Here is a 22784-nt window from a genome sequence, read left to right on the forward strand (position 1 = left end):
AGGAGCGGATTTGATGTTGTTCAAGCAACCCTTCGGTTCCAACTATCAAGATTCTGCTATTTTATTGTCACATCAATTCAGTCAACAGGCTGTGATTGTCGATGATGTTGAATTCGTTGTTGTCGCTGGTGGATGAATGATGGAAGGGCGAGAGGGTTGTGTTAATAAGATTTGGGCTTAAGTCGTTGTTGGATGACAGGATGTCATGGTGAATGAGTCTGCTTTGTTTGTTGTCTTTGTTGTTGGGTTTGTTGTTTGAAGAGGTGAGGGAGTCGTTGCCGGAGTTTTTGTTTGTGTTGGATTTGCCGTTGTTTTTATTGTTGTTGTTGGTGATGGGATCGGAGTCGATGAACTTGAGCTGTTTGCGTTGTTTATTGGAGAGTGCGTTGATGAAGGAAGTGGAGAGCCGGCGTTGCTGCTTTGGCGAAAAGGCTCTGAGTTGTTTGAGGGAGAAGGAGGCGATCTGATCGGGTTTCAGGGAATTGAGGAGGCCTGGTTTGAGTGCAACAAGTTTGTTGGGCTGGATGGCCTTGAGCTGATCGGCGGAGAGAGCGTTGAGATCTTTTTTCCCGAAGGCGGCGAGTTGTTTGCCTTTGAGGGTCCGGAAGAGTGCGGTTGGGAGCTTTTGGAACTGTTTGGTTGAGAAGGCAGCGAGGGTTTTGGGCTGGAGTTTGCTGAATTGCTTGGGGTTAAGGGCGGAGAGGCTGCGTGGTTTGAGCTGCTTGACCTGGCGCGCTGAGAAGGCCGCGAAGCTGTTGGGCCGGAAAGCGGCGAGCTGTTTGTTGTTGAGGACGGAGAAGAGTTGGGGCTTGAGGGCGCTGGCCTGCTTGGGCTGGAAGCCTTGGAAGGCGGCGGGCTTGAGCTTGTCGATCTGGGCTGGAGCGATGGCTTTAAGGGAGCCGGTCTCGAGCGCGTTGATCTGTTTGGGAGAGATGGCCTGGAAGAGGGAGGGCTTGAAGGCAGCGAGGGTTTTGGGCTTGAGGTTGCTGAATTGCTTGGGCTCGAGCGTTTGGAGATCGGCTTTGGCGTCGCCGAGCGGCGCGCTGATCAGTGCCTTGATCGGATCAGCGCTGCTGGGGATTGTGGTGGCTGGAGCTTTGGTGGGTGTGGTTGTTGCGTTGGCTTTGTTGGGAGCTGGCGTTGTTGGTGGTTTGGTGGTTTTGGTTGTTGGTGTTGGGGTGGGATTGGTTTTGGAGGCGGGTTGATCGGGCTTGGTCGGTTTTGTGCCTGGTTTGATGGGGAATTGGGGCTTGGTCGGTTTTTTGCCTGGTTTGATGGGGAGCTGGGGCTTGGTCGGTTTTTTGGTGGGTTTGGGAGACGGAGAGGGTGAGGGTCCTGGGGACGGAGAGGGTCCTGGAGAGGGTGAGGGCCCAGGGGACGGAGAGGGTGAGGGAGACGGGGCCGGTGAAGGAGCGTTGGCGTTGGCATCAACGATCAAGGCCGGGTCTTTGACGGTTCCGGGAGTGGGGTCATCGTCGTATTTGCCGTTATCGCGCACGTAGACGGTGAGGGTGTTGAGGTCGTCATCCCATTTGGCACCTTCACCAGTGCTTGGGTTGTAGGTGAAGTTGAAGAAGGATTTGGTGAGCGAATCTTCTTTGAGATAGACGGGTTCTTTGGTGCCTTTGGGAAGAACCCAGGAGAGGTTGACGATTTTGCCGTGATTTTTGCTGTCGGGGATGGTGACGTTGAAATCGAGGAGGCCCGTGATCGATTTGACCTCTTTGGAGGCATCATCGACACCGGCTGTTTTGGTGGCTTTCGCAAGCAGTGGAGCGGTGGCCTTTTGCACCACTTTGACGGCAACGTCGTAGTTGGTTTTGGCGGAGCCTTGAACACCACCAACGAACATTTCGATATTTTTGTCACTTGAATCAGACTGTGAATTCGCGATCGATACGATCTTTGATTGGGCGGTATTGCCGAATTGCTTGAGGACGGCCCCATCGGTAGTGCCGACCTTGACATCATCGTCGTTGGCGCTTGTGGATTGCCCAGCACTGATGTTGGAGTCGCCGGTGATGTCTTGCGCGAAGGTCTTTTCGTTGAGTTCAGCGGCGGTATAGAACTGATCGAGTTCCGGTTGGATGGTGCGTTTGGAATCGAGGGTGATGATGCGATAGATCACATCCGATTCGGCTTTGTAGGTGTTGGTTTCGCGGACGGCAAGTTTGTAGTAATCGTCAGAGGTTTTTCCGGTTGTGCCGTTATCAAATTTGTTGGAGATCGCGAGAGCTTCTGATTGGAAGCTGGTGTCTTTGTCGTAGGACTCCTTGACGTTGAGATCGACGTAGCCGCCATCGGGGCCTTTGATGGGATTGGTGGATGCCCCTTCTTTGATGAAGAGGAAGCCATTGCTGCTCTGGCGAAGCCTGGAGCCGGCGGTATCGGTGGCGATAGCGGTGGTGGAGTTGGCATCGATGGTGGCGATGGATCCATTGCCGTCGATATCGAGCTGGAAGGTGCTTTCCAGGGCGATGGCAGAGAAGAAGCGGGCCGAGGTGGCCCAATCGAGGGTGGATGTGTTCGCTGCGATGTTGTAGGTCTCGTAGCGCAGGGTTTCGTTACCGCCGTCAGTTTCAGTTTCTTTGATGAGGAGTTTGTAGTAATCGTCGCTGCTATCGCTGGCTGTGCCGTTGTCCTGAATGTTGGAGATGGCGAAAACTTCAGCTTTGTAGGACTTGCTGTTCACCGTCCAGCTGTGCTCAAAGTTCAGCAGTGCACCGGCGGCATCGACAACGGCATGTTTTGTGGAACCACCTGCGGGCTGAATGTAGAGATTGTTGTTGGAATCGAGGTGAGGTGTGGCGCCGCGGGTATCGGAATTAATGGCATTGAAGGTTGCATTAGCGGCTGACCAGATGCTGCTGTCACCGTCGAGATCTTGTTTGAGATCGGTTTCGTGAATGCTGGCATCTCCGAAGGTTTCGGATGCAAAGGAGAGGACGCCACTGAGTGAGACTGTGTTGGTTTGCCAGAGGGTGAAGGCTTTGCCGGATTTGGGTTGGATGTGGTGTTTGGTGGCGAGCTTGTAGTAGTCGTCGGAGGCGTCAGAGGGGGTTTGATTGTCGTGTTTCTCGACGGCGAAGGGCGTGACGGTGATCGTCTCTTCAGTGGAGGATTCGGAGTGGGCGAGGGCGATGGGGCCATCGTTGTCATCAACGATGGCGATGGTGCGCCCGCTGTCTTTGATGTAGAGGGACTCCTCTGAATCCTGGGCGAGAACAGCACCTGTGGTGTCGGAGGAGAAGGCGGTGGTGGAGACGCTGGTGGCGGATTCAATGCCGCCTTTGCCGTTGAGGTCCTGGTTGAAGTCGGCTTCTTTGCGGCGGATGCCTTTGGACCTGGAGCCGGAGGCGGGGTCAAGAATGCCGGCTTTGGAGATCAGCCAGGTTTCCCAGAACGTGGTGGATTGTTGCTGTGAATTGCTGCGTTGTTTGTTACTGGATGCGGATGCTTTGGACTCGGTGATTTTGACGGCGAGTTGGAAGCAGTCTTTGCCGCCGACTTGCTTGGATTCAACGGCGACCGCTTCTGAGGTGACGGTGCGTGTTTGGTTACCAAAGCTATCGGTGTAGGTGTAATTGAAGTTGGCGGTTTCACCGCTGCTTTCCTTGATGGGGATGCGGGTGTCATCGCTGGTGTCAACGCTGTCGTTGTCATCAACGATGAAGAGCGCTTTGTTGTTGTCGTGTTGGAGGCCATCGCCGCTGGTGTCTGTGGCGACAGTTTTCAGCGCGGAGGTATCAATGCCAAATTTGTTGTCGCCATCAAGATCGGCATTGTTTTTGTTGGTGCCAAAGAGGGACTCGCTGCCTTGAATGGAGGCCAGGGAAACGATCAGGTTGGGATCGAGCACCCCGTCGGCATTGGCATAGCGGAGTTCCCAATCAATGTTGGTGGAGCTTGGTGTGGTGTTGGTGTTTTTGAGGGCGATGACATAGCCGTTGGTGCTGATGCCTTTGCTGTTGGTGTAGGAGGTGGACTCAACGGCGACGGCCTGCGAGGTGAAGGCGCCGCCGGAGAAGGAATCGGTGGTGTTGAAATTGACGCGGTCGCCCCAGGCTTGGCTGAGGGGGATGTGTTCGTCGTCGCTGGTATCGCTTGTGGTGTCGGCGTCGGAGAGGATGTAGAAGAAGCCGTTTGAATCGCGCTTGAGCAGGTCGCCGTAGCTGTCGGATGCGACGGATTGCAGTGATGAGAAATTGAGGCCTGTGGCGCCGGATTGATCGATATCTTCCTTGAAGAGCTTGGATTCTTCTGCTGAGATGTCATCTTTAAAGATGACATTGTCGTAATCAACAATTCCCTGCTTGTTGATGGAATAGATCTCCCAATGGCTGTCTGATTTTGTGACGCCAGCGGCATCTTTTTCAGTGGAGGCGACCTGAACAGCGAGGCTGAAGGACTTGTCTGGATTGCGCTCAACAGCAACAGCTTTGGATGTGGATGAGCCGGCACCCCAGGAATAACTGTGATCGAAGGAAACGGGGCTGCCGCCAGATTCGGTGATGCTGATGCGATTGTTGCCGTTGTTGTTGGTGATGTAGAGGAGTTTTTTGGTGTCTTTTTGGAGGCGGTGTCCCTTGGTGTCTGTGGAGAGGAATTTCAGGCCAGGGATATCACCTTTTTTTCCGGAGCCATCAAGATCTTGATGGAAGAAGTTTTCAAAGGAACTGATGGATTGTGTCCAGACGTTTTTCTCCCAGTTGATCTCACCGCTTTGGTCGATGGCATAGATCTGCCAGTTGGTGTCGGTTTGTTTGTTGCCGTCGTTGTCTTTGAAGGTATTGGTTTGCCTGACGGCGAGCTGGTAATAATCGTCGGAATTGTTCGATGGGGTTTGGTTGGTATTTTTTTCAACGGCGATCGCTTTCGATTTGTAGCTGCCATCGGCCCAGCGCGACGATTGCTCGATGAAGCTGTCTTTGACTTCTAATTTGGTTGAGCCATCAATGATGTAGAGGGATTTAGCATCATCTTCTTTCAGAAGGATGTTGTGTTTGTCAGTATTGCGTGATGTGAGTTGGATGGTTCCGGTATGGGTTTTGTTATCACCGTTGAGATCTTGCTTGAAAATGCTTTCGTATTTGAGGATCGAGCGTGTAAAGATGGAATCATCGAAGTTAAAGACCCCGGTGTTGGCATTGACCTGATGCAGCTCCCATTTGACGTTTGTGTCGGTTGATTTGTCTTCTAAGGTTGTGGATTCTTGCTGCTTGATGGCGAGCAGGTAATAGTCATCGGAGCTATCGGAAGCGGTGCCATTGTTTTGCTTGTCAGAGACAGCAAAAGGAGTGAGCTGGAAGCTGCCGGTGTCCCAGGAATGATTGACCGAGAAGCTTGGCGATCCGCCGTTGGGGTCTTTGAGCGCCAGAAGGGAGCTGTTGTTGGAGCCATCAAAGAGGAAGATGGCGCCTTCTTTGGAGAGTTTGGCGGTGTGCCCTTGTTTGTCGGTGGCGAGGGTGGAGAGTTTGGAGATGTTCAGGCCAATCTGCTTATCACCATTGAGGTCTTGTTTGAAGACCTTTTCGTAGCTGGCGATGGAGGGGGTGAAGGTTGGCGGTGTGGACCAATCGAGAACGGCCTCTTTGCTGGAATCGCCGTTGATGTCTTTGTAGGTGAGGGTATGGATTTCCCACATGACGGAGTCTGAGCTGCCGTCATCGCCGCTGTTGAGATCGGAGCCGTTGTTGTTAACGGTGGTGGGGCCGCCACCACCATTGCCACCGCCATCACCACCACTGCCGGAGGAGGTGTCGGAGAATTTGATCGCAAGGGAGAAGCTTGTTGGTGTGGTGTTGTGTTGCTCCACAGCAAAAGCTTCCGCTTTGAAGGTGCCGCCTTCCCAGCTGGAGGAGAACTCGAGTTGGGGAGTTTGGCCGTGGGAATCGAGGATTTTGATGTTGTTGGATCCATCCCAGATGAAAAGCCTGTTGCCCTTGTTGTCCCGTTTGAGGGTGACACCGGATGGGGAGGAATCGGGAGTAACGGTGTCGGTGGAGATCAGCTGAAGGGAGTTGAGATTGAAGCCTTTGTTTGTATCGCCATCGAGATCTGCATCGAAACGAAGCTCATAATCTGCGATGGGGACGTTGTAGGCGGTTTGATTCCAGAGGATGTTTCCGTTTTGATCGATGGAATAGACGATCCAGCTGTCATGGGAATCGCTACCACCTTCAAAGGAATGGGTGGATTGCTCATAGACCGCCAAGAGATAAACGTCATCAGAGGTATCTGAGGAGGTGCCGTTATCCCAGAGCTGAACCTGCCTGGATTGTCGTTTGAAGGAACCGCCGGGGAAGGTTTCCGATTCATCAAAACGAGCGGGCCCGAATTCATCTTTAACAGGAACTGTTGCGCCAGCTTGAGAAAGGATAAAGAGCTCGTTGTTTTTATTGAGAGCGAGTTTGTCTCCGGTTGTGTCGTCGGATTTAGTGGTTAGAGCATTGGCTTTAAAGCCGATGGTGTTATCGAGGTTGAGGTCTTCTTTAAAGAGCTTTTCTTTGGAAGCGATATCACCGTGTTGGAAGGAGTTTGAATCGATGACGCCAGCGGCAGAGAGCTTGGCGGTTTCCCATTTTGTGGAGTTAGGTGAGTGAGAATCGCTAGTTTGGATGGCGATGATGAAGGAGCCATCGGGGAGTTGTTCAACGGCATGGATGGAGCGTGAGCCGCCGTTCCAAGAATCAATGAGTTGAGCGGGTTCACCCCAGGATTCAGTGATGAGGAGAGGAGAGTTGAGGCGATTTTCATCAAGGATATAGATGTTGTTGTTTTGATCTTTGAAGGCGGCGTGTCCTGTTTCTCCTTTGCGGATAATTTTTAGTTTCCCAGGATTAACACCGATGTAATTGTCTTGGTTAAGATCCTGCTTGAATTCTTCTTCTACCTGCGCGAGCGAGAGGATTTCAACGCTGTACTCGAATGTGCCACTGTTATTAAAGATGTATTTGTACCATTCTTCTGATGCCTTGTTGTTGTCTGCAAATGTTTCCTTGATTGCAACTGCGTAAAAATCTTTGCCCTTTTCTTTGAAGCCTTCTACGGCTTCCACCGCGAACGAGCCAGAGATGCCTTGCTCGGTGTCTTTCCAGCTGGATTCAGCAAGTTGATGATCTTCTCCCAGCAGTGGTTTGACTTTTGCGGATGTTTTGCCGTCGATCAGGATCGTAACCTTGCCGTTGTCTGGATTGATTGCAAAACGATCACCAATCTTGTCCTTGGTCGAAATCGTATCCGCAATTGATTCCGCTGTGAACTGAATAAGATTGTCTCCACTCGCCTTGAACTGATTTCCGGATTTGTCTTTAAAGATGTTGCTCGCTGTAAAATCAAGTTTGTATGCTTTGCTGTTGACTAGATTGTTTTTGAAGTCGATATTGACTGTGTTGCCGGCATAGGAAACGCGTGAGCTATTGGCTTGGAGGGTTTCAATGGTTTGATTGTTGGCTTTGTCTTTTAAGAGGATGGAACCCTTTCCAGCAAGGACGGGTTCGTTGAAAGTAAGAACAACATTTTGCTTGATATCTAGCTTGCCGTTGTTGACTGGTGTAGTGGATAGAAGAATGGGCGGATCGGCATCTTCTGTTTCAAAGGAGGTGTTAAGACCTTTGAAATCGTTGGAGGAGCGATCAGTGACGATCCCTTTGGGTAGATTGAGTGTGTAGGTGCTTGTGCTGAGGAATTTTTGTTTGGGTGTGATGGTGAGTGTGTTATTTGTGATATCAATAACATCTGAATTGGTGATTTTAATTTTGCGTTCATCCTGCTGACCATCACTCAAAGTGAGTGTGCCTTTGCCGGCATTGATGTTTTCATTAAAAATCAACTTGATTGGAGAATTGATGCTGACATCCGTGCTGCCTTTGCCGGGTGATCTGGCGGTCAGGACAGGGGCAGTGAGATCAGCGGTTGAGAAGTTGAAGGTTGTGAAATCACTGATGCCAGCAAAGGCATTTCCGGCTTGATCGGTGATCGCCCCTGGCTCGAGCAAGATGCTGTAGGCGCTGTTTTCAAGCAGGTCTTTTGATGGGGTGATGATCAGCTGTGTGTCATCGATGGAGACTTGGTTGCTGTTGACATTGATTTCGCGATGATCATTGCCTTGATCGGTGATTAAGAGTTTGCCGCTGCCGATTTTAATCGGTTCATTAAATTGAAGGATGAATTGCTGATTGGTTAAAACACCGGTTTGATCGTCTGCTGGTGTGGTGCTTTTCAGCGTGGGAGGGAGAATATCTTGGGTTGTGAATTGAATGGTGGTTTGATCGCTGATACCAGAGAAGGGATTGCCAACGAGATCCAGCACTGCAGTCTGGGGGATCTGCAGTGAATAGGAGGTGGAACTGTTGAGATCAGCGGTTGGCTTGATTTTCAGAACCTTGTCACTGATGCTGATTTGCGTTTTGTCGGTGATATTGATTTGGCGGACATCTGCATCGCCATCGCTGATCGTGATCTTGCCTTGCCCGGCTTTGATCGCTTCTGTGAAGGTGAGTTTGATTTCACTGGCCACCGGGATATTGTCTGCACCTTTGCTTGGCGAGATGGTCTTTAATCGAGGCGCAACCGTTTCAATGGTTGTGAAATTAAGGGATGTTTTGTTGGTGATCCCCGCATAGGGATTGTCATGGGTGTCGGTGAAGGCACCCGCCGAAATTTTGATGTGGTAGTTGCTATCTGTGGCGAGGGGCTGGGCAAGATTGAGCGTTAGCGTGTTGCCATTGATGTTGATGCGGTTGGAATTAACAATGCTGATGCTGCGCGCATCGCCGTTCTGATTGTCCAGCTCGATGCTGCCTGCATCTGCCTGGATCGGCTCATCAAAGTTGAGCTTGATCGTGCTGAGATTGCTGATATTGACGGCGTTATCAGCGGGTTGGCTGCTGAGCAACTTTGGCCCGGTTTGATCGGAGCTCTTGATTGTGAAGCTGTTGGAGGATGGGGCTGTGTCTGTGAATCCCTCGGTATCGGTGTAGCTGATCTGTGCCTTGATTGCCTTGTTGAGATCGGCGTTTGTCAGTGTGTAGGTGTCAGCGGTGGCGCCAGTGATGGGGTTGCCATTGCGCAGCCATTGCATCGAGCCGCCGCGGAGCAGATTGGGGCTGCCCTCTGGGTCTTCACCGTCAAGATGGAGGGTGAGCTTTTGGCCGACAACAGGAGTTCCCACCAGTGAGATCTGGGCTTTGCCGGTATCAACGAGGCGATGAATGTCCGTTGGTACAGACCCGGCTGCAACGGTGTTATTGTTTTTCTTGACTGCGGCAAAGGCTGGATAGAAGTAGGAGTTCTTGCCCTGTGAAGCGGTGAACTGCCGGCTGGATGTGGCCTTAAGGGTGAGTTCCTGGTTGTTTTCGTTTTTGCTGTAGACGCGCACATAACCATCACGATCAAAAACCCAGCGGATCGCTTGGTTGAGGGAAGAACGGTTGAGGTCCTTGCCCGATGGAAAGGTGTAGCCCGTTCGTTCAAAGATGTCTCGATCAGTTGTATTAACAATTAAGGCCCTGCGATCCTCGTCCCTCTGATCCCAAAGCGACGCCAGATCCGGCGATGGCATCGAGTTGGTTATTGAGTGGGAGTCGCTAATTAAACTGTCGTAGAGCTCTTTACCAGCGGATTTGATCTGCAGCGGGCTGCGATCTTTGTAGTTGTAGAACCAGATGCCTTGGTCTGTGGTGGGGGTGAATTCAATGGCACCACCTTGCTCAAGAGGCGTGACAAGCGCTTGAACACTGGGATGTTGATCAAGAAGAGTATCGGTATTGCTTTTGAGACCGGAGCCTTGGAGTGAGCTGTATTGCGCGGTTGTGAAATTGAGCGAAATTTTGTCGGTAATACCGGCAAATGTATTGGGGGTACTGGCCTGATCGGTGATGGCGTTATGACTGATATTGAGGTAGTAACCGCGCTCAGGTTGAAGTGTTGGGCTTGGATTAATCGTTAGCTTCTTGCCGTTAACAGAAGCACTGGAAGGGATGATGGAATCATCAAAGGCAGCATGCAATCGGATGTGCCCGTTGCCGGAAAGCTGGATATTTTCATTGAATGTAAGAACAATATTGTCGCCCTCATCGAAGCCATAGGAATCATCTGCCGGAGTGGATGTTTTAAGGACCGGTTTGTCAGTATCGGCAATATGGAAATTGAATGTGGTGGCGTCACTGATCCCCGCGAAGGCATTACCGGCTTTATCTTTGACGGCCTTGTTGTCGATCTTGATGGAGTAATTGGTATTGCTTGTCAGATCAGCAGACGGATTGATGACAAGGGTTTTAGCGTTTTTGATCGAAACCTGCGTGCTATCAGAGGCCTGAATTTTGTGAGTATCAGATGAACCATCATTGAAGGTGATGCTGCCATCGCCAAGGGTGATGGGTTCACTGAATTCAATTTTGATGTTTCCAGATTTATTGTTATCTTTTGAATTATCGAAAGGCGATGTGCTGACAATAATTGGCGCTGTTGCATCGCCTGTTTTGAAATTAAAGCTTGTAGTATCGCTGATACCTGCGTAGGGATTACCAGCGATGTCTTGAATCACACCGGAGGCAATCTTGATGTGATAGTCGCTGTTTTCTTGAAGTGGAGATGCTGGGGTGATAGTGAGACTTTTGTTATCAATTTCAACCTCACTACTTGTGATATCAATATTGCGAAGATCTGATGCTCCATCAGAGAAGAGGATGGTGCCTTTTCCAGCTTTAATCTTCTCGTTAAAGGTGAAGACGATCTTGCTATTCGCGGCAACAGAGCTGCTGTTATCTGCAGGGGATGTGGAGGCAAGGAGAGGCTTATCAACATCCGCGGTGGTGAAATTGAGGGTTGTCTTATTGCTAATACCTAGATAAGCATTGGTATTGGAGTCGAGAACTGCCGTGGAATCGATCTTGATATGATAATCCTTCTTACTTTTCAAGCTTGCAGATGGATTGATAATGACTTCATAGCCAGCGAACTTGATTTGCGAGTCACCAACTGAGATAATATGTTTGTCTGAACCGTCATCACTTAAAATAGAAATATTGCCACTACCGGCTTTGATCGGTTCGTCAAAGACAAGAATAATATCTGAGCTGGGAGAGAATGTTTTGGAGTCATCTTTCGGATTACTGCTACTCAGCTTTGGCTTTGTTAAATCTGCCGTGGTGAACGATAGATCGTCCAGTGGATTGTAGGCATTTCCTGCGCTATCCTTAATGGCTCCTACTTCTATTTTAATCGAGTATTTTGTATCACTTGCTAGGTCTTGGCTTGGATTGATCGTTAACTTGGCACCACTGATGCTCACCTGATTCGAACCAATCGGAATTGACGTCTGATTGTTTTGATCGTCAGTGAAAACAATGTTTCCAGACCCGGCTTTGATGGCTTCGTTAAAGGTGAATACAAGGTTGCTGCTGGCCGTTACGTTTGTTGCATTATGAACAGGCTCAGTTTTGTTTAAAAGGGGCGCATTCTCATCAACTGTGCTGAAATTAAGTGTGTTCGCACTGGTGATGCCCGTGAAGCTATATCCTTTTTGGTCTGTAAGTGCTCCTTTATCAATTTTAACGTAATACTGACTGCTTCCATTCAGATTTTGTTTCGGATTAATAATTAACCTGGAGCCACTAATGCTAACTTGTGATGCATCGGTGATTGGAATGATTCGATTGTCTGAAGCACCATCGCTGATCTGTATCGTGCCTTTGCCGAGACTAATTGCCGCATTGAAGACAACTTCAATGTTGCTATCTCCCCTCACATCAACACTGTTATCAGATGGAGATGCGCTAACGATCCGAAGCAGTCGTGATTCGCGCGGGGTGAACAAAAGAGAGAATGTTGCTGCACCGACACCTTGTGCCTCTTGTTCGGATGATGGATTGCTTGGCTTTAATTGGCGCAAGCGAAGCGTAAATTGCTCTCCGGAACCTGTTGTTTCATAACCAATATCTGATCGGCCACTACTTGTGATTGAATCAACTACTTTTTGCTGATCATCAATAATCTCGGCTTCATACTCCGCTTGATCAGCCATATTGATCTCAACATTGATCCTTTGCTCGAGGCCAGCAAGAGCAGAACTGCCCAACTGGTAATAGAGCCATTCACCATCTTCACTTAAAGAGGCTGGGGCCGTTGTACCCATTCTCAATTCAGGTCGGCTGATCACACCTAAATCAGATGCCTTGCCCTTGAAATTGGCAAGTGTGCTTGCCTGTTGATCACCCTGATGGGTGCCTTTCTGGTTGTTGTAAATCGTGGAGGGAGTCGTATCCGTTGGAGCATCTAAAATGATTGAAGCGGCATGGATGGGAACACCAGAGTTCTTGACTTCCAGGATGTAGTCACCACTGGTAAAATTCTGCCCTTCAACAAGATTATCTTTATCTGATTCGGCAACATTAATTCCTTCAGCATCGAAGAGCTTCAGGGATAGACCCGATAGCGTCTCATGGTCGGATCGAACTTGAATGCTGGGCTGGGCAATGGTTGCCTCAGGTATTGTGAATTTAAAATATTTCGTCGTGGCACGATTCAGTGCTAATTGATTTAATTCAATCTTGGCGCCAGATAAACGGCCCAAATCAAAAGCATCAACTTTGGTTTGATTGAACGACGACCAATCAAAAACTTCAATGATCTGCTGCTTTGATGCTTGCTGGCCCAATCGAGTCTCACTGCGCTGGCTGAGTCGACCCTCCCCGTTTAAAAATTGATCCCACTTCGTATCCCTGATGAAGTTGGGATGGGGATTGGTGTACAAATCACCAGCTCCACCCCAACGGGGGTAATAGATTGATAAGCCATCGGCATACATTTCAGATGCCGATTTGGCAACAACGCTTGTCTCAAGCTTCGCGACAACGGCATTAGCCGCATTGCGCAAGGATGAACTAAAAACAGTATTTTGGCCCACACCACGCATGAAAGCGCCCAGGTCAATCGTATAACTATTACCGCCATAATGAGGAGCGAATTCTCTAGCAACTTGAAAATGAATGCGTTTATCTTGACTTACCTTTTTGGATTCATCCACAAAATGCGCAATTGCTGCGGCCAGATCGGTTAATTGATTCGTTTGAATTGCCGACAACGTATCTTTGAACAAACCATCATGACGGCCATGATTCCAGTCGTAATCTTCAATCATATTTTTCACTAGCAACTCAGGCGTCTGTTCATAGGGATAGGAGTTCAATGCCTGGGCATGGGTTCCATAATTACCGCTACCAGCACCTGATACGGCTTCACTGCCCATGGTGTATTTGGCTGCATTCTTGAGTTCGTAGGCAAATTCGAGCGTGCCGGTGAGGCAGCCATCGAGTCTCAGAATTTCAAGATCGACAGGCTGGTGCTGATCTGTCTTTAATTTCTCCAGCTCAGACGCGACTTCTACAATCCCAAGTGAATCTCGGCTTTCATTGTCATTAATGATCGTTGAAAGGCCAAGGGAATGGCCATGAATGAAGAGAGATTGGTTCTCAGCAGGAGCCTGTTGATCTGCCCATTTCACAAAATCAACCACGGTTTGCGGATCTCCCATATTCTTCTCACCAAGAACCTCGAAATCCGAAGAAATCCACTTCATGGTGGAATCAGCTTTGAGGATGGCACGACCCGCTGTATCCCATTTGCTTTGCCGCCCGGCCCCTGTGGCATAGTTACGGCTTCCATTCATATTTGGCTGGTCCCACATCACAGCCAAATTCACATTTGAAGATAAGCGGCTGAGTTGATCTTCTAAGAGCTCGATTGTATATTTAATATCAATATCCTGATAGGCAGGGAAGTAATACATGAGGGTCCATGCATCCTTCCTGGTTGGATCATTGGGCAATTCATAAGCAATATCGTAGTTATTGGTTGAATTGCTCTTGCTTGATACTTTCAGATTGTATTTGCCTGCAGACACGTTATCGAGTGAGATTGTCGCACCTAATTCTGTGGAATCTCCAACTTTAAGTTGATTACCATTCGCATCAAGCAAACGGAAATCCAACACACCATCTGGCTTGTAATATTCCAAGCTAATATGATCATTGGCTGTGCCTTTGAATTTGGTTTCAAACGAGAAATAATCAACATCATTTTGATCATGAATACTTAGATCTCGTTGCCAATGGCGCCCAGTACTCGGGCCAAAAGCATAAGCATCCCCCAACGTATTATTGCCTTCGTAAGGATCAACTTGTACATCTTTTTCCGGGAGGTTGAACTCCAATTCATATTTAGCCTCACTGAAAAATTGAATATGCGGAACGACAACTAAGGAGTATTCACCTTTTGGAAGTCCATCCAAGCTGATCGACTCATTATCAGTATTACTACGCGATGCACGTTTATAGAGAAGAGGTGCTCCAGTTTTTGGATGTATCTCAAACAATTTCCACTTGAATAAGCGATGATCGCCGGTTTTCACAGCGTCTTTAAAATTTTTCTGATTGTTAGCAAACAGGTACATATCAAAGTCTGTATACCATTCCTCAAAATAGGCGTTAATAAAGCTATTGGCATCTCCTTTTTGCCTTAATTGGAATTTATAAACATCGAAATCTTTGAGTCCATTTGATGTGGCACTACTAGGGTTTTTGAGCCACTGATTACCCACAAAGGGATTCGCACTCAAGTTTTCTAAGTCGTATGATTCTTCAAAGAACCAATCGTTAGTATTCAGATCATTATAGACATCACCTAAAGGTTCAGGAATCACCCGTTGAACAGGGGCGGCGCGGGTAGGATCGTGTCGAATCGAATATTCTGCGATTTTATTGATCTCTTGTCCCCTTACTCTCCAAAAATATTGTCCTGGTTCAAAGGGCCAACCACCCGAATTGGTGGTGAAACCTCTATGGGTTGCAGTATCAACTCTATTAATGAATACCAGCTGGTCTTCACCAGGTATTTTTTCAAAAACATCAACATAGATTCTATTCTTTTGTTCCAGTAACGACCAGAACTCTGGGCCATTTTGTTTAGCATCAAATTTTGCTGTATACCAATCCTCTGCATTATTTGGGCTTAATGTTGCATTAATATCTTCCCAAGCTTTCAAATGTCCATCTGGTACAAGCTCAATGGGAGTATAAGCCTTTGCTTGTGTGTGATTATTGAGAGTATCTTCTTCCAGAGAAGGCACAGAATCTAAAGATAGATCCAAGAAATAATCGTTAATTGTGCCACGGCCAATGACTTTTAATAAATAATCATCAGCAGGGAGCTCAACCAAGTCAATTCTTTCGTGATTCTCAAATCCGTAGGAATAATCGATTAACTCTTTGCCATCCTTAGATAGTAATTCAAGATCAATATTCCCCAATTGATTCCAGAACTGAACCTCGATGTAATCCTTACCCAGATCCCATCGGTGAGCTGTTTTATGTTTGGTTGTGAATTTAAAATAATCAACTTTGTCATCGCCGCCAACTGTGTAGCCACTATTTTTACCGGTTGTGATTGCTTTGGCAGTGCCAACCGCATTGTCTTGAATATGATGATCGCTCACATTATCGTTGATACCAACAAAATCAAAATCATATTTTCCACCAGGGCCAGAAATCTTTAGTTCGTAATCACCAATCGGTAGATTGTGAAGTGAGATCCACTCATAATTTGATTTAGATGAAGAGAAATCAGCAGTTTTAACAACAGCCTTACTGGTAAGATCAATGATTTCGAGCTTAACATTATTGGTGAGGTGGTGAAAACGCACACCAATTCCTTGATCAGGCTTGCCCTTTTCAGTTAACTTAAACTGACGCTTATCAATATCACCACGTGACAGGGTTAAATCTTTCAATGAAAATCGGGATGATGCAATACCTAAGCCATACGATTCATTGATTTCAAGTGCTTCGTAAAAATCTTCTGTTTTAAGCTTTGAGAGAGGAATATTGGCATCGATTGTGTAACGCTGTGACTCAAATTCTTCTGTTTGAATCTTATTTGGATCAGCAAAATCGATGAACTGTTTCGATTGTACCCTGGCAAAATAAACACCAGGTGACAACCCCTCTAAATTAAATGTTGTCAGATTATCGCCAACAGTCTTAGTCTTGACTTTTTTTCCCCATGCGATCCGTGGTTCTGTAACTTCACGATCTTGTGTATGCCACCGAACATCTGATGCGTTCTGAGCAATACCGTTGTCACGGTAGAGAGAGGCAACAACATTGCCCTCAACACTGAAGAAATCTGTCGCAGACCCTCTACGTGGAAGGATGATTTTATAAAAATCTAAATCATTGCGATAATGTAATGTGACATCTTTAATTCTAGTGTTTTCCTTGCTTTGATCAACTGGCGTTGCTGTTTTCTTCGTATTGTTTCCTGCTCCTTTCTCAAACTGGTCACCCTTTGATTGGCTTGGTGGCCCATTGAATGAAATACTGTATTGATTACGAACATCAATACAAGGCACATTAGCTTCAGTATTGTAGCTGTCGAGATATAAATAGTACTCCCCTGCCTTAAGGCCACCTATATCTATTCTATTGACATTACTTTTACGATTATACTTTATTTTTCTCTGATGATGGTCGGAGGGAGACCTATTGGGATCTCCTAAGCGATTCAATATGGAGTCAACTCTTCTAATCGTAAAGCCTGGTGCTATGGATTTTTTGGAAGAAACTTCAATATAATCATCAATATCAGCATTGCCTTTTAGTGTGAATTTGTATAAATCCTGTGCATTGGGTGATGCAAAATGACAGTCTCCGAGGGGAAGCCTCTGTCTACCAGGACTATCTGATTCAAGCACTAAGTCATCAAATTTAATCTTTGATCCATTGGATTTCTCATTAACAATACCCAAATCAGTTGCCTTTGCGTAGGCATCATCGTCAGTAAAATGAGCATCATTATCTTCATAACGATCATCACTTGCCTTGCCACCTGTATACAGTTTTATCTGATAATCGCCGTAGTCTTCAACAGAATCATCAAAATTTCGTTTAAGTTCCTTGGCTTGTACTTTTAAGTAATAGGTACCCGGATTAATCTGTCCCCATACCCTCAATGGTTGCGCGAATGTATCTGTGGCACTATGAAGTGTAACTCCTTGATCATTAACAAGGAAAGCATCAATATCTCCCTTCCTCCAAGCATAATTAAGTGAGCCATAAAATTGATTCGCTTGTATTGGATGTGTAATATCAAATTTGTACCAGTCAGTATCGAATCGAGTATGAATACTGCCTTCAATATACATATCACCAACCCAGTTATCATCAGGATCAAGGGTTACAGCCCTCTCCATTGTGTTGTTGCCATGGGCCCCCTCATGTTCATCCCCCTTTCGTTTGCCTGTTGAGGGATCTTTCTCCGTTAAATTAAATTGAATTTCATATTTAAGACTATTGCCACCATGCGATTGACGAAAAAGATGGTTTTCATTCCACTTACGTCTAACTACTAAATGATAATCTTTACCACCATCGATATAATGCAGAGCATGGCGATTTCTTTGATTTGTCCATCCATGAAATTCTTTAAAATCTTTTGACCATATTTCACCAGTAAAGATGGATTTAACATCATTACCATATGATCCATTATTGTGCAGGCCCACAATGTCTATCGAATCATTCTCGCCGAACTTGATATCCTCGAGGCTGAAGCTATAGATATCAATATCCCACGTATCCGAATTCGACCTCTCTCCAGAAGCATCCAATGTTAAGTCGGTAATAACCTTCTTGCCCTTGATTAATCCAAGAGGTGTAGCATTTCCCTGTTCATTATTGCCGCCATTGGCTTCAAAGCGGTCTGGCGCTGGGTAGTAGGAATCTGGCAGGCGAGAATATTGTGGATCAAGCGTAAATGAATATTCAACTGGAGTGATCAATAGGTTCGATATATTCTGGGTTAGATTTTCACCAAAAAGATCAAGATAATAATCATTGCCAGGTTTTAGTATTCCTGAGCCAACCCTATTTGTAATTATATTGCCATCTTTATCAAGTATGTTATAATTAACCTTACTGCCATAATCTCTTTCCATAACAGATTCAACCATTGAGTGTTGGAAAATATTTCTTGTTTTCTTGGGAACCTGGAATTTGAAGACATCATGATCAGCAGTGAAGCTGCCTTCGCCTCCAGAAAATGAAAGATTATTGATCGTTGTTTTATCAGTGATTAATCCCAGATCAATGGCACTTTTAATGGTGTTATTACCACCATTGGCCTCATAACGATCTGGTTTGACAGCTATTTTGATACTACCATTGGCGACTAATGTGTATTGGGTTGGTTTCAGTGAGCTGATCTTAATTTGATAATCACCGGCTTCAAGACCTTCCAACGACAAGACTTGATAGCTGGTGCCTGCATAATCGTTAAGCGTCTGTTCTTTCGTTTGAAAAGCCCGGCCCAGACCAACTGACGATCGTAATTGTGTGTTCCCTGTTTTGTTGAAGAGTTTTAGTTTTGCTGATTCGATATTTACTTTTCCAGCGCCTCTACCGTAGTCGCTATATTTGTTATTGTTCTGATGATCACGCTCTGGCTCCTTGATGGCAATATAATCGTTGTAATTACCTTGTTTCGTTAATGTAAAACTATAGGTGTCTACATCATCGGAATTATGAATTGTAAGCTCATGCATCCGCTTATATGTCTCAGAAAAATACAACGGAAGAGTGGCTTCGCTGTCATCTCGATCATCGATATCCTTCGCGTTATCATCGTAATCTGGTTTCTCAATAACCGTTTTAATTGAGTATTCATTCGTGGCACCATTGACACCACTGACTGCAATGATGATATCGCTGTAACCGTTGAGGAATGAGATCGATTCATCATCACTCTTTGTATCACTCTTTACGGAATTAGAATCAAAGCCAGATAAATTATCAGCATATTTTCCTATCTCTAATTTTAAATCACCTTTGCCATGATCGAATTCAAGGCTTACGTTTGTTCTTCCTGTATTTGTTGAATTAACGAGCCGGTAATAATCGATATCGCTCGCCGAACTAATCGAAAAATTGGTAAATTTAGTGGTGCCTGCTTTAATATCACCAATCGGAAAGGCGGTGGCCCATGTTTCGTTGCCTGTAACGTTTTTAGCGGCTTCTTCTGTGTGTGAATTGTAGGCAATCGTATGATTGATACTCTCATAGATTTCTCCATTCGTTTTTGTAGCACGTTCTCCAACCTCAATGGAATAATCACCAACACTGTCATCTCTTGCCCCCAGCTTAAGTTCATAATCACCAGCTGGTAATTGATCAACCTTTATACTTTCATGCGATGAGCTTGTATCTGAATTGAAAACAACTTGACTACTGCCAGCCCTATAAAGCTTCGCATAAAAATTCGAAATATTTTTATCATGTTTTAGTAGTAGTTCGCCTATCTTTGATTCCTTCGTGAGTTTAAACTTAATCGTATCGATATCATCAAATTTATTGATTTTTAGAGATTGCTTGCTGCTATTTTTATCGAGTGTGCCCCAATCAATCGTTGCCTCATCAACGCCATAGGATGCTGCCGTTGGCGTATTGAATTCAAGTGAAAATGGTAACCCTTTTTTGTTTTCCGCTCTTTTCACAATCAAAATATATTTGCCTGCTTTAAGCCCATTCAGGCTTATTTCTGGGGAAACATTTGTTGTATTCGGTGAAATTGTTTTGCTTGCAACGATCTGGCCGTTGGAATCCATCACTTCTACACTATCTACTGTTTTATTATTAAAATCACTGTTTGTATGCACCTTAACGTTATGAGCTGCCCCAGCATTATTTAGCAGCTTAAATTTAAAATATTTAACACCCCTATCATCACAAAGCCTAAGGTTATCTTTATCGCCGCCCACGAAGTTGGTTCCTGATAGTGAACCAAGTTCTAGTAGGCTGTAGCTTCCGTTTAGTTGTTTAAAGACATCCTGATTGATTGCCGAACCAACGTAATAGGGAATTCCGTAATTTGCATTGCGATTGTTGAGATTATTACGTTGTTGCATATCAGCATCACTCTTATTGCTGATATCACGTACGACCAAATAAACTAAATCACCATTTTTGACCGACGACAAATTATGCGAAGATCCGCTATTGATCAAAACCCCATTCTTGTCGTAAAAACTAAAACCGACACTGCGACTGATGAGTGAGCCGGGCATTATATCCGCCGTCTTTGTATATTTGTTTTTATAAACATGGGTCTCGTTGAGATCTAAATACTTCTGAATGGCCCCTGATTGGTCTTTATCAATGACAGCATTTAGCTTATTGGCATGTTCTATTTCTGTTTCCGCTGATTGACCTGTAAAACCTGCAGCATTCTTATCGGTTAACGATTTAATCTTTTTATTGTTATCTGAACTGGCAACATAATTGAGCTTAATTGTTTTATTGATCGGTATGGCAGATGCCAATTTTAAGTAAATAATATTATTAACAATCCTCAGACTATCGATCGTTTGACTTGCCCCATCAGCGGTGATCACAAAATCAGTTGTATCGGGCAGTGTTGCTTTGAGGGGTTGATTATAATGAACAGCAACTTCTCCATAACCATGATGGAAGGCGTCGTTCCCATTGCGGTCGATTGGCCAATGGGATGGAACTTTGACAACCTGGTTGACAATGAGATCACTATCAGATCCGGTTTGGAAGAAAAATTCTGTTGACTTGCTGATCGGCTTGGCTGAATTATTATCGATATCCTTGATCACATCTTTTGCATAATTCAGATAATATTTGGTGTTATCATTTAGCTTACTGGTGGGGTTAATCGTTAGTTGCTTGCCAACGATGCTGACTTGATTGCTATCTGTAACACTAATGGTGCGTGTGTCAGAGGCTCCATCAGTAAGAACAATGTTGCCACTACCTGCTTTGATATTTTCAGTAAAGGTAAGGGTGATATTGCTTTCTGGATCAACATTGTTTGAATTTCTCGCTGGACTTTTTCTGACTATTTCTAGTTCTGAGAAATCTGCTTCTAATTTGATTTTATAATCACTACGCCCACGTATTTCATTAGACACGCTCAAGTAATAGGTGCCGGGTTCTAATCGCCTTGAGATAGCAGGTTTGACGTTAGGGTTGTATCCACCATGGCTGGCAAGTTCTTTGCCAGTTTCATCCAGGAGTTGTATGTTGTGCTTATAGCTTCCTGTTTCTAAGCTTATTGTGTATTTTCTGTTCTGATCGATGACGAGTCTGATCCAATCTATATCTTTGCTTACCCCATACCAGGCAGATTTATTAGAAGCAGTTTGTGTTATTTCTTTGTAGGGATTGTCTTTTGAAAATGTATGCTTGATTTCACCTTTTGTTGTATTGTCTGCGGGATAATCTTCAAATTCTGTCCTGAACTTCCATTCGTTTGCTTTTAGTCCAGCAAATTCATTGCCAGCCTTATCGACAAAAGCACCTTTGTCGATCAGCACATAATAATCTTCACCATACTTTAAAGGACTGCCTGTCTTATCTTCTAGGCGGACAGAGTTATCGAAGCTGTCCCATACATCTCCTGTTCTATTGCCTACCCAATATCTTCTTGTGTCGTCGGACCCATTGGTAATTGTGATGTATTTTTTATTCTGACTATCTTGGTTGGCCTTGACCTCTTCATCAAAGTTAATGTCAAAGCGGAAGCTTTTGAATCCCCAGTCATCGATAACCTGAACTGCCGTTTGATTTCTTTGTGGGTAGCGAGGATTGATGTTTGGAGGTGTTCCATCTCCATCCGTCTTGAAGGTGAGTTTTGTATTGTCATTCAGACCAGCAAAGGCATTGCCTGAAGGATCGACAGCAAATCCTGGGTCTATTTTTACATGGTAGGTTGACGCTTGTTTTAACGTTGTATTCTTGGAAGGATCATTTAATGCTGTTTTCGTTTGTGCATAGCTATATGTAGGTCCGCTTACAACATCTCGGCTGGGGTGTGCGTCATACCAATGAAAATCATCTGCATTCATCACGATCTCGTGATCACCTGAGATGAACTTGATCTTCCCAGAGCCTTTAACTACATTTTCATTGAAATTAAGGGTTAACCATGTTTTTGTATTGATGGCTATTGGATTCGTACCACTAAATTGGTAACCCTTGGCTAGATCCTCTTTCCAAATCTTATATCGATTGTTCACGACTCCAGCGCTTAGTGTTACCTTTGGGCCGACGAGGACAGGGCCGCTACTGAATTCCGCTTTGTATTTGTGACCATCGATCACAATATTTCCATGGTCTAAGCTTTCTTTTATCCTTTTTTCAACTCCCCGAACTCGATTTGAAAAGCGCCTGCCCTCATCACCCAATGTATCTTTCTTGCCATTGATGCGTGTATCGATCGCATGGCCTAATTCTTCAAGGATGACACCAGTCAGATCTTCGACGCTTGCCTGTTCAAGATAGTTTTCACTCAAACCAATCAACTCTTTGCCGTCTGGCCCATTGTTGATGTATCCAGCCTTCACACCATCAGGTATGCCAGTCTTCAGAGTTTTGATCTCGATCGGGGTTGTCTTGTCAATCCATTGATCAATGGCATCCAGCGTTGCGCTGTCTTTGGCCTTTGGGCCATAGACCTCGTTAAGTAAATCAACCCATCGTCGTCGCTTCTCTCTCAAGCTTCTGACGGCCTGAATTGCCGTGTCGTAGGCGGCTGATACGACCTGTGTATAAGAGCGTGTTGGCTTAGTCATTTCTACTTTTCACTTCTTTATTTTCTATCCTACCCTCTTTTATTCCCTAAGTCTGCATTTATTGCCTTAAGAAAAAGACTTTTATTAATTGCGAAAGTTGTTTTGTAGAATTTTTTGGGTAATTGCTGGTTTCGAT

Annotated in this window: 1 protein-coding gene; it reads right to left on the reverse strand. The window is 45.7% G+C overall.

What is annotated here, in order from left to right:
- Nucleotides 1-67 precede the first annotated feature (67 nt).
- Nucleotides 68-22648 carry an Ig-like domain-containing protein gene (locus tag SIB64_RS03725; protein WP_413441972.1) on the reverse strand — a complete coding sequence of 7527 codons (22581 nt, stop codon included), beginning with the start codon at nucleotides 22646-22648 and terminating at the stop codon, nucleotides 68-70.
- Nucleotides 22649-22784 lie beyond the last annotated feature (136 nt).

Origin of the sequence: Synechococcus sp. MIT S1220 (assembly GCF_047303025.1) — a bacterium.
Lineage (GTDB): Bacteria > Cyanobacteriota > Cyanobacteriia > PCC-6307 > Cyanobiaceae > Parasynechococcus.

Bases quoted from the DNA above. Each gene is read 5' to 3' on its own strand.
- SIB64_RS03725 (WP_413441972.1), bottom strand. From the start codon at position 22,648: ATGACTAAGCCAACACGCTCTTATACACAGGTCGTATCAGCCGCCTAC.